10 protein-coding genes are annotated in these 12,271 nt (G+C 40.0%); 8 read left to right on the plus strand and 2 right to left on the minus strand.

What is annotated here, in order from left to right; genetic code table 11:
- Positions 1 to 98: 98 nt before the first annotated feature.
- The gene (locus Q0791_RS03935; protein ID WP_299002944.1) at positions 99 to 746 is read left to right on the plus strand and encodes an SGNH/GDSL hydrolase family protein; all 648 of its coding nucleotides are present in this window, start codon (positions 99 to 101) and stop codon (positions 744 to 746) included.
- Positions 747 to 828: 82 nt separating this feature from the next.
- Here the strand turns inward: Q0791_RS03935 and Q0791_RS03940 are convergent, their stop codons facing one another.
- On the minus strand, positions 829 to 1,809 hold the full coding sequence (locus Q0791_RS03940) for a zinc-dependent alcohol dehydrogenase family protein (RefSeq protein ID WP_299002946.1): 981 nt from the start codon (positions 1,807 to 1,809) through the stop codon (positions 829 to 831).
- Between the two features lie 156 nt (positions 1,810 to 1,965).
- Between Q0791_RS03940 and Q0791_RS03945 the strand changes: the two genes are divergently transcribed.
- The 5 genes from Q0791_RS03945 to Q0791_RS03965 all read left to right on the plus strand — a co-directional run bounded on the left by Q0791_RS03945 (position 1,966) and on the right by Q0791_RS03965 (position 7,263).
- Positions 1,966 to 2,865: a LysR family transcriptional regulator gene (locus Q0791_RS03945; RefSeq protein ID WP_299002949.1), complete on the plus strand. Its 900-nt coding sequence runs from the start codon at positions 1,966 to 1,968 to the stop codon at positions 2,863 to 2,865.
- Between the two features lie 227 nt (positions 2,866 to 3,092).
- Positions 3,093 to 3,848, plus strand: a complete 756-nt coding sequence (locus Q0791_RS03950) for a glycosyltransferase family 2 protein (RefSeq protein ID WP_299002952.1) — start codon at positions 3,093 to 3,095, stop codon at positions 3,846 to 3,848.
- A complete protein-coding gene (locus tag Q0791_RS03955) occupies positions 3,848 to 4,519 on the plus strand; it encodes a TVP38/TMEM64 family protein (protein WP_299002956.1) in 672 nt (223 codons plus the stop codon). The genes Q0791_RS03950 and Q0791_RS03955 overlap by 1 nt, the downstream gene beginning before the upstream one ends.
- Entirely contained in the window at positions 4,512 to 6,230 is a 1,719-nt protein-coding gene (locus Q0791_RS03960; protein WP_299002962.1) for a glycosyltransferase family 39 protein, read from the plus strand. The genes Q0791_RS03955 and Q0791_RS03960 overlap by 8 nt, the downstream gene beginning before the upstream one ends.
- A gap of 22 nt (positions 6,231 to 6,252) precedes the next feature.
- Positions 6,253 to 7,263 (plus strand): NAD-dependent epimerase, encoded by a 1,011-nt coding sequence (locus Q0791_RS03965; protein ID WP_299002965.1) that lies wholly within the window; start codon positions 6,253 to 6,255, stop codon positions 7,261 to 7,263.
- A gap of 107 nt (positions 7,264 to 7,370) precedes the next feature.
- Here Q0791_RS03965 and Q0791_RS03970 read toward each other — a convergent pair whose 3' ends face one another.
- Positions 7,371 to 7,865 (minus strand): hypothetical protein, encoded by a 495-nt coding sequence (locus Q0791_RS03970; protein ID WP_299002967.1) that lies wholly within the window; start codon positions 7,863 to 7,865, stop codon positions 7,371 to 7,373.
- Positions 7,866 to 8,071: 206 nt separating this feature from the next.
- Between Q0791_RS03970 and Q0791_RS03975 the strand changes: the two genes are divergently transcribed.
- On the plus strand, positions 8,072 to 9,691 hold the full coding sequence (locus Q0791_RS03975) for a hypothetical protein (RefSeq protein ID WP_299002970.1): 1,620 nt from the start codon (positions 8,072 to 8,074) through the stop codon (positions 9,689 to 9,691).
- 235 nt (positions 9,692 to 9,926) lie between these two features.
- A complete protein-coding gene (locus Q0791_RS03980; protein ID WP_299002973.1) occupies positions 9,927 to 11,897 on the plus strand; it encodes a hypothetical protein in 1,971 nt (656 codons plus the stop codon).
- Positions 11,898 to 12,271: the final 374 nt, after the last annotated feature.

Consider the following 12,271-nt stretch of genomic DNA (forward strand, 5'->3'; position numbering starts at 1 on the left):
TTATGGGCAGTCAGCGCCAAATGGTGAATGAATATTTGTGGTTTATTCGATTTTATCTTAAACTTAAAATTATTATGTAACAGGATGTTAAGCCTATTATGGACAATATTTTAGTGTATTCCGATAGTATTTCTTGGGGGATCATTCCCAATACCCGTAAACGCTTGTCATTTGATGATCGCTGGCCCGGTGTGATGGAAAAGATACTGCTTGAGAAAGGCAAATCAGTACGCATCATAGAAAACTGCTTAAATGGTCGCCGAACAGTCTGGAGCGATCCCTTTAGAGCGGGTCGAGACGGCTCTGAAGGCTTGGCACAAGTGATTGAAATGCATTCCCCGTTGAAGCTGGTGATTCTTATGTTAGGGAATAATGACTTTCAATGCACACATGATAACAGTGTCGCACTCTCTGGCCAAGGCATAGTGAAACTCATTAATATTATTCGTCAAGCGCCGATAGAGCCGGGTATGCCAATACCGCAAATTATGGTGGTAGCGCCCCCAAAATTAAAACCCGTCAAAGGGGCTGTGGCCTATAAATTTGAAGGGGCCGTTGAGCGCAGCTTAGGCTTAGCAGCTGAATATGCCATCATCGCCAAAGCCTATCAAACCTTGTATTTTGATGCCAATACTGTGGTTGAAATGAGTGATATCGATGGGCTTCATTTAGATAAAGATTCCCATGCCATCTTAGGTAAGGCATTAGCCAATCGAGTGTCTGCGAGCGTGCTGGCAAAATCATAAGTTAGTTCGTCACCTGTTTATTTCTTTGAGCGGTGACGATTTGTCAGTTATGTCGAGGATCTAGGAATGAATTAAGTGCTTTTTAGCTTATCGTTAAACCTATTTTCCCTACGGCTTGTCCCGACTGCAGGCGCTCATGTGCTTTAGCCACGTCCCAAAGGGTAAAGTTTGAGTCATCGAGCAGCGGGCGAATAACCCCTTTGTCGACAAGCTCAGCGATAATGGTGAGGATATGACCGTGGGTTGCCGTATTTATTCCATGAACGAGAGGAATAAGCATTAATATGCTGTGAAAGCTTAAGCTTTTAAGCGCCACTTGCAGTACATCGTCAACAGGCAAAGTCGTGGCCACAGCACCGTTAAGTTTTGCCGCCTCAAAGCTTTTTTGAATATGCTCCCCAGCAATAGTATCAAAGATGGCATCAAATCCTTGTCCTTGAGTGAGTTCATTGACATATTGGAAAACAGGTGTTGTTGACGCATCAATAATATGATCTGCTCCTATTGTTTTAGCCAGTGCGTAGTGATTGGATAAAGTGGTGGCTGAAACCGTCGCGCCAAAGTGTTTTGCCAATTGAATGGCAATATGACCGACTCCCCCCGTTGCGCCGTGAATAAGGACATTGTCACCTTGTTTGATTTTTAATTTATCATGTAAAGCTTCCCACGCAGTGATCGAAACCAGTGGCAATACAGCGGCTTGTTTCATGGTTAATGTTTTAGGTTTGATGGCCATTAGCGCTTCATCCACTAACATAAACTCTGCTAATGCACCGTTAATCCCTGCAATCCCTCCTGCGCAGCCATAGACTTCATCACCGACTTTGAAACGGCTCACACCTTCGCCAACTGCTGTGACTATACCAGCGACATCACCGTGTAGAATTTCAGGTAAGTTTTCTGACCAAGGTGTGTGGGTTGATCTAAGCATAGTATCTAATGGGTTAACACTGCTGGCTTTGACTTTTACAATAAGGTGACCTTTTTTGATTTTAGGCTGTGGTCTGTCAGCGAGTTCAAAAACATCTGTGTCTCCTAATGATTTGATTATCATTGCTTTCATTTGATTCATCCTCAATATATTTCAAGTAAGTTGGTAGTGTGGTCATTCTATTTGTTGCTACTTTTGCAATCCATAACCTAAAAATAAAAACACTTTTGCTTTTATTGCAAAAGTTAGGGTAGAATCATTGTTTTATGATTGAAGAGAAAATGGTCAATGAGCTCGCTTAATCGCTTACATTATTTCAACTGTGTGGTTGAAACTGGCAGTATTTCACAGGCTAGCCGTATGCTTGATGTGCAGCCTTCCACGATTTCCCGTCAGTTAACGGCATTAGAATCTGAGTTGGGTATACAGTTATTGAATAAAACAACACGCAATATGAGTTTGACGGAGGCGGGACTAAAATATTATGAATATTCACAAAGGATAGTGTCGGAGTTTGACGCGGCAAAACGGGCAGTAAATGATTTGCAAGCCCATCCAAGGGGACGGCTGAAAGTGAGCATGACCGTTGGATTTGGGGAGAGTATTGTACTTCCCTTGATCCCTGAGTTTCAGCAGCGTTTTCCCGATATTTATCTTGAACTTGAATTGACAGAAAGAGTCGCTGATTTGGTGGAGGATAATATTGATATTGCCATTAGAAGTGGTTATTTACCTGACTCGACTATGGTGGGTAAAAAACTCATGGATAATAATTTTCTCTTGTGTGCCAGTGACGATTACTTGAAAAGGAGCGCGCCCTTATTGTCACCTGCAGGATTAACAGATCATCAATGTATTTTATATCGTTATTCTGGCTGGCAAGATTGGTTTTTAATGGAAGAGAGAGCCATTAAACTGGCCATTAATCATAGTTTATCGGTGAATTCTGTGAACGGGCAAAAACAATTGTTATTAAATCATGCTGGCTTAGCGCTCATGCCATATTGGGCGGTTAAGAATGAACTTGACAGTGGAAAGCTCGTTCACGTATTACCTGAATATCAGTTGAGCCCATATGAGCGATTAAGTTCAACTTACGCTGTGTATTTAAAAAGACATTTGACTCCTCCTAAAAATCGCGCTTTTATTGATTTTATGAGTGAGAAAATAAATAAAAACCAAAGTTAACCAGCACAGAAGTATATCGATATACAATAGTATTAATATTGGAAGATATATTGTAATGTCAATACAGTTTAATAATACTTTTTTCTCTATATTTTAATGCCTAAGGGTTAAATACTAGTTGTATTTAATCATTAATTACACTAGGTTGTTATTTTTAATATGTTGATGCATTCGCTGTTCATCTTCTTAAATTTTAATTTGATTATATGTAACAGGTGTCATTTTTAATGTCTTTAATTTCAGTGGTGTTACCAGCAAAGAATGAACAGGGAAACATTGGTCAGTTAATTCAAGAAATTCACCAGAGTTTACACTCCGATTATTCATTTGAAATTGTGATCACAGACGATGGTAGTGATGATAGTACAGTGCAAGAAGCCATTGAAATGGCAAAATTTTGCGGTTGCTCATTACAAGTGTTATCCCATTCCCATAGCTGTGGACAAAGCACTGGCGTGTATAGTGCGGTGTGTCATGCCAAGGGTCATTGGATTATTACTTCCGATGCGGATGGGCAGAATGATCCTGCTGATTATCCCAAATTGATTGCCCTAGCGCAGCAGCAAGTGGCCACGCATTTCTGCATTGCGGGTTTTCGGCATCAACGTTTAGATACGCCTTGGGTAAGATTTCAATCTCGCTTTGCTAACAAAGTAAGGCAAATATTATTGGCTGATGGTGTGCCTGATTCAGGCTGCGGATTAAAGCTTTTTCCGAAACAGACATTTATGTTATTGCCTTATTTTGATCATATGCACCGCTTTTTACCTGCGCTTATCAAGCGCCTAGGGGGAGAGATTATTATTTGCCCTGTGAATCACAGAGACAGACGTGCTGGCGTTTCAAATTATAATGTCTGGAATCGATTGTGGGTGGGGATTATTGATCTATTTGGTGTTTTTTGGCTAAGACAACGCACTAAATATCCTGGATCTGTAACAGTGCGTTTTGATTCAAATGATGAAAAGTCCGCGGATCGTTAATGAAAGTGTTTAAGGCTTTAGTGTTTTTGGCTGTCATTGCTTTATTAGTGACTGATGCCATTGAGCCTATTTTAGTGCGTCTGTCTGATGAAAATTGGATTAATTCATATTTGCAACAGCAAGGCATGATAGGTTATGTGTATGTGGTTTTAGCCACCTTTGTCTTTGTGTTGATTGGCGGCCCTAGGCAAGTAAATGGCTTGCTCTATGGTTATTTATTTGGGGCGCTTTATGGGCTTGTATTTGCTGTGCTTGTGAGCTTAGTGGCGGCCAGTGTTAATTATTGGATTGCCCATTATCTGTTAGGGCATTGGTTAAGAGCTCATTTTTTCAAAAAAATAAACCAGTTTCACCAATTTTGTCAGCGTAAACCTTTTTATAAAGTACTCACGATACGCTTGTTTCCAGTGGGGAGTAATCTGCTCACCAATGTCTTTTGTGGCTGTATTAATATTCGGTATGTGTCTTTTATCACTGCCAGTGCCATAGGGTATATTCCGCAAACACTGATGTTTAGTTTAATGGGGGCGGGCATCAATGCGTTGAATAATCAATTAATGTATTTAAGTTTTGTGCTATTTGGAGTGAGCATGTTGCTTACTCATTATTTGTATCGCGATCATATGAAATCAAAATTAGCATTTTTAAAGGATGATATTGTTAATGAGTAATGAGATGCCGTTGCCGCAAAAACAGTATTATCAAACATTATTTTGGCTGCTCATGATTGGGTTCATTATTATTTTTGCAGGCATTGGATTACGGGATCCTTGGCCGGCTGATGAGCCTCGTTTTGTGGAAGTCGCGCGCGAGATGGTGGCATCGGGTAATTGGTTTTTTCCTCAAAGAGGCGGGGAGTTTTATCCTGATAAGCCGCCTATTTTCATGTGGTCAATGGCGATTTTGTATCTGTTAACGGGTTCCTTGTCTTGGACCTTTTTATTACCAAATGCCGTGGCGAGTTTGATAACTTTATTGTGTGTATATGATTTAGGTGCAAGGTTGTGGAATATTAAAGTGGCAAAGAAAGCGGCCATATTATTGTTGGTTGCCCCTCAATTTGTGATCCAAGCGAAAACCGCCCAAATCGATGCTATGGTCGCCTGCTGGATAACCATTAGTATGTATGGGCTGATTCGGCACTTTTTTATCGGGCCTGCTAAATTATGGTATTTGTTTGCCTGGTTTTTTATGGGATTAGGCGTGCTGACTAAAGGCGTGGGTTTTTTGCCGATATTTTTTCTTATTCCTATTTTTGTCTTGCATTATACCAAAGAATATCGGTTTGATGCTCAAATGAATATGCAGTTGTTTTTCGGTCCTTTAGTGTTATTCATGGTGTTGCTCGCTTGGCTGATCCCCATTTTGTACTTTTCATATACCAGTGATAATCCCGACTTTGCGGCCTATCGGGATAATATTTTATTTAAACAAACTGCTGAGCGATATGTGAACTCTTGGGGGCATATTAAGCCTTGGTATTTTTTCTTTGTGAGTGTCATTCCGTTTTTGTGGTTTCCTTTGTACCTATTGATGATCAACAAAGGATTTTGGCGAGAACTCAAGGCCTCTCCTGTGGCAATGTCATTATTAATTTGGGTTGGATTAGTGATAGTGTTTTTTAGTTTAAGTCCTGGTAAGCGAAACTTGTACATTTTACCTGCCTTGCCCATGTTTGCATTAGTCGTAGGGGCGTGTTGCTCATTATCACAGGTAAAAAAATGGTTTAATAAAGTGTTGGCATTCACAGGGATGATATTGGCGTTGGTGTTGCTTATTAGCGTGTTTTTGTGTCTTCTTAAATTACCGGCTATCACACGACAAGTGGGCGAGACGACTTGGCCATTAGCTTTAGTCTGTTTAATCGGTGCAGGGACTTGGATAAGTGTTTTGTATGTGGGGTTTCGTCAAGATAAGCGAATGAGACTAAGCCTTTATCAATACGGTATTGGCATTGGTTTAACTTGGGTAGTCTATGGATTGATGGCTTATCCTGCGATGAATGAGGTTCGCACACCTGCTAAAGCGATTATGGCTAAAGTACAGCAAGATATCGCGCCTGGTAGTGAAGTGGGGTTAGCACGATTTAAAGAGCAGTTTTTACTGTTTTCACCTATGCCTTTAGTGCATTTTAGTTATTTAGCCTCACCACAAGAACAAGATAAAAATGCTTGGTTATGGATGAAAGAAAAGCCAAATCGCTATCTGCTAACGCAAAAGTCTGACGATTTATTGTGTTTTGAATCGTCAAAAGGGATAGACTTGGGCATTGCTCATCGCCGTCACTGGTTGTTATTGGGGCATGATGCAATGTTAGCAAGCTGTCCTAAACCTCAGCGAATACAGCGTTATGTTCAGGTAATGAAGCAAATTTATCAATAAGCTGCTTAAGGATGAAGTCGCAATGAAGTATTTAGTCACGGGAGCAGCGGGATTTATTGGCGCTGCTGTGGTAGAAAAGTTATGCGCTCAAGGACACCAAGTCGTAGGCATTGATAACCTCAATGATTATTACTCGGTGAGTTTGAAAAAAGCCCGTTTAGCCCATATCGCCCACCATTTATTTTGTTTTGTTGAGTTGGATTTAGCCAATAGGCAAGCCGTTTCGGCACTGTTTACTAAAGAGAAATTTGATAAAGTTATTCATTTAGCGGCACAGGCAGGTGTACGTTATTCTATTGATAACCCAATGGCTTATGCCGATAGTAATCTCGTTGGGCACCTCACCATTTTAGAAGGTTGTCGCCATCATGATGTTCAACATTTAGTATACGCATCGTCGAGTTCTGTTTATGGCTTAAATCAAAAAAGCCCTTTTCAAACATCGGATCCTGTTGAACATCCTATTTCGCTTTATGCTGCCACGAAAAAGTCTAATGAATTAATGGCTCATACTTATTCGCATTTATATCAAGTGCCCACCACAGGGCTGAGGTTTTTTACTGTTTATGGTCCTTGGGGAAGGCCGGATATGGCACTCTTTAAATTTACTCGTGCGCTATATCAAGGGGAGTCGATAGATGTGTATAACCATGGTGATATGCAACGTGACTTTACTTATATCGATGATATTGTAGAGGGCATTATGAAAATTAAAGATATCATTCCTAATGCATGCCAACACTGGAATGTTGAAACGGGTTCGCCTGCCAGCAGCTCGGCACCTTATAAAGTCTATAACTTAGGCCATGGTAGTCCCGTGAAGTTAATGGATTTTATCGATGCGCTTGAACGGACAACAGGGCGGCTTGCACGTAAAAATATGCTGCCAATGCAATCGGGTGATGTGTATCAGACTTATGCCGACACAGAAGATTTATTTAAGATTATAGACTATCGACCTCAAACACCAATCGATAAAGGAATTGCACGCTTTGTCCATTGGTATAAGGGTTATTATTCAATTAATGAGTGAGCACTAGTGCCACCGAGTACTTGTTTCAAGTGCTTAGCGGTTAGAATTTAAGTGTACTTTACTTAATGTGGGCCATCGGGCCATCATTTTTTGTGGCCCACATAGTGTTATTCGTTTTCGTCTTCACGTTCATCCTCGTGCTCATTATCGCCGTGGTTTTCGTCCTCACGTTCATTTTCGTATTCATTCTCGTGTTCGTCATCGCCGTGGTTTTCGTCCTCACGTTCATCTTCGTATTCATTTTCGTGTTCGTCATCGCCGTGGTTTTCGTTCTCGCGTTCGTCTTCGTGCTCATTATCGCCGTGGTTTTCGTCCTCGCGTTCGTTTTCGTATTCATCCTCGTGCTCATTATCGCCCTGATTTTCGTCCTCGCGTTCATTTTCGTATTCGTTTCCATCCTCAGTATGCCTGTAACGGCTCAATAACAATGAAGTTTGCTCTACTGGCATGATGGAGAAGGAAGAGGGAAGATCGAGTGTTTGACCTATATTGTTTTGTTCGGCGAAGAGCCTATTAGTATGCTTTGAAGAGTGAGAATGAAAGGCTAGACTGGCCGAGCCAAAAGCAAGGGTTAAAGCACATATTTTAGTAATGAATGACATTTCCTATCCTTGTGAAATGAATGAAGGGGATTAATAACTATTTTAGCTGATTTTGACGTTAATCATTATTGTAATTTGAGTATTGCACATGGTTTGTTATGTTTTTTGTCAACCTACCAGACTTTCATCTATGCTTAATTATTGATAAGAATATGTAGAAAAAGTCGATTATTCAGTTTATTTTCAATGTGTGAAGGTGGGCCTTTATGCTAAGGTTGGCAAATAGTAAGAAAATTCTATTGTTGAGTATTTTTTTTTATATGCAGGGTTGTAGTGACTCCACTTCTGGTGAGTTCGGCAATTTTACAACTTCGACATTTGATACTGAACAAAACTCATTAACGGTTCAAAGCATTTTAGTTAAAAATACCAGTACTAGCGATCCTCATACTTTTCATATTAGTTTAAATACCCATTTGGGAAGCGCACAAGATATGCCAGCGTTTTCTTTGGTTAACGGGGAAGATTTTCCTTTATCTTGTGTGGCAAGTGATGAAACACAAGTCACACTAGCCAGTGAGGGTTTTTGTTATTTATACATTAAAAGTGATGCTCAAATCGATGTGGGAGAGTATGCAACGGCAGCATTAACCTTATCTGATAATGAGTATGATAGCGTGACTTATCAGCTGAAGGCGCAGAACCTTCTCTATGTGGGTGGGCTTTACACTTACCTTAATCAGGATACGAATATTAATATTGCCTATTGGAATGGCAGTGAATGGCAACAATTGGGTAATGTAGGGTCAAATAGCAGTGAAAGCTGTAATGGAGCCAACAATGATTTAGGTTTGCTTTATAGTTTAGTGCTTGATGAAACCACGGGTCATTTATTTGCTGCAGGTTGCATGAGTGAAATTGATGATATACCAGTGAATTTTATTGCTCAGTGGAATGGTGAGAGTTGGAATGGGTTAAACAGTGAGCTACCTTATGAAGTCAGGAGTTTACACTGGGATTCGAATACTGACGCTTTGTTTGTTGCTGGAGGCACTAATGCATTAGCAGGTGTCGACGGGGCATTTGGTTACCTTTATCAATGGCAAAATGATACTTGGACTGATCTTGGCAGTGGTGATGACAGTCCAATCAATGCGCAAGTGACCTCATTATCTCTGGATGAAGACAATGCCTATTTATACTTAGGGGGAAAATTTACTGGGAATATCGATTCCCAATCGGCGAGTCGCATTGCCTTATATGATATTAATAATCAAGCTTGGTTCCGTTTAGGCGATGGCGTAGAAGATACGGTCAACGGATTATTTTTTAATGCTTATACTGACACTTTGTTTGTTGGAGGTTTTTTTTATCCTGGGATCACGACTTGGAATAACGCTCTCGCATCATGGACAAATATTGGCGTTGCTTGTCGAGTCGGTACGCCCCCTTGTGATGGGGATTCTGACAGCAGTGATAATGCCAATGTGGTGGGGTATTTGGCCATTGATAAATATAGCATGTTTATTGGTGGGAACTTTACTTCCGTGGCGAATGAGTCTGATACGAATGCCGAAATTGATGCAGAAGGGTTAGCACAATATAATCCGATTATCGACTCATGGTCGAGTATTGATAATTCTCCGCCTGTGGAGTCTGGCTTTGTTAAACCCCTTATTTATGTTGCAAATAATAATATTCTTTATGCTGCGGGTTCTTTTACCATCACTGAGAATGTGGATTCACCCATTTATAATATTGGTAAGTGGGATATAAGTAGCAGTGAATGGCAGCCACTCAGTAGTACTGAGGCGGGCCTTGATGGCAGTATAGAAACTATGGTTATAGTGTCGAAACAAGCGATTCCAACACTGGTGGACGAGTAGTGATATTGGATGTCAATGCTTATACACAAGGATTCGTGTTATTAGTCAGTTTCACGGGTATCAACTCATTTTTATGATTGATTTCATCGTTTATTCACAATAATTAAAACGATTAAGTTTGTGGGTTGTTTTTGTTTTTTGTTAATTTTATTTTTTTTCGGAAGCAAAGCTCATATTGTTTTTGAATACTAGTGCCCATTAATTTTTATTTTAATTAAAGGATGATTGTTTATATATGGGTGCTTTTGACACTATTGGGGCTCGACTGCAAAATAATGCTTATGTTAATCAAGATGCGTTGCTCGCTCAATCAGGCAATGAGAAACAGCAGTTTCAAATTAAGAGTGAGTGGCATGATACTCAGGCTAAAATCGCTTATTTTAAAGAGGCTTGCCAAGTCTTCGTTGCTGAAATAAAAAGCCTATTTGGCGCTAATATCGCTCTTGATGTGATTAAGCAGGCACAAAACCTCGCCGATACCCATGAGCAATGGATGAATTCAACCTCTGTTTTTGAATTTGACAGAGAAAATAAGAAGTTTGATGCTGCTCTTGCTAAATTACAAACCGAATGTGAAAAAGTTGGGGCTATATTTAAACGAGATGGGGACCAGTTATCGATAGCGTTACCGGGTGAAAAGAATCCGCTTAAGTTTACCATTCCAACGCCGGATAGAGAGCATAAATTACACTTGCAATATGATATGTTAAATAAAGTGGTTAATGAGCAACATCAGTGCGTTGCCAGTCATCCCGAGCTTGAAGGTAAAAAGCTATATAAATATAAACTTAATAGTATTTCTAATAATATCGCTGCAGTGGATTCAGCTAAAAAACAATTAGCTCAAATAGAAGACAGGAAGCAGCAGCAAGGGCAGTTTGTCGGTGGGTCCTTAAGAGACAAGTTGATGTCGGCATCTACTTCTGCTTCATCCGCTGAAACCGAGCAATGGCCTTCACACTGGCGGCATGATTATCGCCATCAAGATGAATATGAAATCCACGGGAAATTGTATAAAGCATCGCATTCAGTGCTGAAACTAGCTGAATTAATTAATGAAAGTATTGATGGAGTGAATCAACAATATAGTTTCAAATTGAAACCCGTAGAGGGTGATGTGGTGCCATTTTTTGTTAATAACGACACTGGTGAAGAAGCAAAATATGCGAGTTTTAAGGAACTGACCACGCCTTATTATGAATATTTTTATTTCAAAGAGGCATTTGATAATGCTGGAATTTGTTATGGTTTTGAAGATAATGATCTTTTTGAGGAGTTTGGCGAAACGGTAACAGCGATTTCTTTGTCAGCGGCACAAGAGCCATTTTCGACTTCTGTGCTGGCTCAGTTACGTGAAGACTTTATAAATTGGAAGCAAGAGAGTCATTTTAGGTTATCAAGTCTAGAACATTCACCGGTACTTGATATTCCTAAGCAAGCAGAAGCGCTCATTCAGGAACAAACGACATTGGAAGATGCCGAGTTGATGAGCATCTTTATTGATTTAAAAATGCGTAAAACATTTGCAGCAACTAAAAATGATTCTCAATCTCTATTAGGAAAGGTAGAGGCTTGTTTGCGTGATATTCTTGCCGCCAAGAATGATAAAGCTAAGCTTGATGCGCAGAATAAATATCAAGCTGCGTTATTAGAATTACGTGCCTTGGGTAAAGTTATTGCGTTAGATGCGGGGGCGATGGCTAAGCAACAAGATCCTCAAGATCATAGGGATTGGGGAGTGAGTCACTCTTTCGTATTAAATGCAGTGGTAAAGCAGGAGGGAGAGCCAAAGTCGAAACTTGATGCCATTGAGCAGTATTTAAACGACAGGAGCAATAATAAGCCTACAAATGATGGTCGGTTTGTAACCTTTATGCGTTTAAGAGGTCCAGATTATAGTTTGTTTAATTCACTAATGAGTAATTGGTTGGAGATCAGTACATCAGCAAGCAGTATGGAACGCTTATATAATGTGATAGAAGGACAGTTACTCGAAAAAAACAAGCAACTTGATTTTTATTTTGCAGCCGAGCGGCTGTATAAATATGCTCAAGAGAATGGCATTGAACTGTCACAGCCAAGTGGCAAACACCTTGCTATGATCCAAGCAGGGCATTCTCAGCGGGATGATTTCTGTGAAGAAAATGGCCTTCCAAAGGATAGCCTTTACAAAGGGTATATTCCTGACAATTTGCTTAAAAAATAAGAGGGAATAGCGGTGTGTTGACCAACAAGGCTATGTGTCATTGGCATGGCCTTGTTGTTAACTACGGCACTTTTCAAAATGCTGCTAACATGTTGCCTGTATATACCTATAGGGCCTATATGTCAGGATAATGCGCAGCTTATCTTGATAACTTATCTTGTTATGTTAATAGTTAAGTTCACGAACCTCAGCCTCATATGATAAAAAGGCAAACTGAGTCAGTATGTTACACTTCAAAACTCACTCATTCCGCTAATATTACTCATTTTTCCAGCTCAACATGCAGACATGTAGGTTAAAAATAGTCAGGTTATGACTTAATAAATGTTGAGTGTTGAATTCTGGTGAAAAGCTCAGTATGTTATTGATTAATA

The organism is uncultured Shewanella sp. (assembly GCF_947495455.1).
Taxonomy (GTDB): Bacteria; Pseudomonadota; Gammaproteobacteria; order Enterobacterales; family Shewanellaceae; genus Shewanella.

What these genes read in the sequence shown, in the direction of transcription:
- Q0791_RS03945 (WP_299002949.1), top strand. Translation starts at nt 1,966, where the DNA reads ATGAGCTCGCTTAATCGCTTACATTATTTCAACTGTGTGGTTGAAACT.
- Q0791_RS03955 (WP_299002956.1), top strand. Translation starts at nt 3,848, where the DNA reads ATGAAAGTGTTTAAGGCTTTAGTGTTTTTGGCTGTCATTGCTTTATTA.
- Q0791_RS03960 (WP_299002962.1), top strand. Translation starts at nt 4,512, where the DNA reads ATGAGTAATGAGATGCCGTTGCCGCAAAAACAGTATTATCAAACATTA.
- Q0791_RS03940 (WP_299002946.1), bottom strand. Translation starts at nt 1,809, where the DNA reads ATGAAAGCAATGATAATCAAATCATTAGGAGACACAGATGTTTTTGAA.
- Q0791_RS03975 (WP_299002970.1), top strand. Translation starts at nt 8,072, where the DNA reads ATGCTAAGGTTGGCAAATAGTAAGAAAATTCTATTGTTGAGTATTTTT.
- Q0791_RS03980 (WP_299002973.1), top strand. Translation starts at nt 9,927, where the DNA reads ATGGGTGCTTTTGACACTATTGGGGCTCGACTGCAAAATAATGCTTAT.
- Q0791_RS03970 (WP_299002967.1), bottom strand. Translation starts at nt 7,865, where the DNA reads ATGTCATTCATTACTAAAATATGTGCTTTAACCCTTGCTTTTGGCTCG.
- Q0791_RS03935 (WP_299002944.1), top strand. Translation starts at nt 99, where the DNA reads ATGGACAATATTTTAGTGTATTCCGATAGTATTTCTTGGGGGATCATT.
- Q0791_RS03965 (WP_299002965.1), top strand. Translation starts at nt 6,253, where the DNA reads ATGAAGTATTTAGTCACGGGAGCAGCGGGATTTATTGGCGCTGCTGTG.
- Q0791_RS03950 (WP_299002952.1), top strand. Translation starts at nt 3,093, where the DNA reads ATGTCTTTAATTTCAGTGGTGTTACCAGCAAAGAATGAACAGGGAAAC.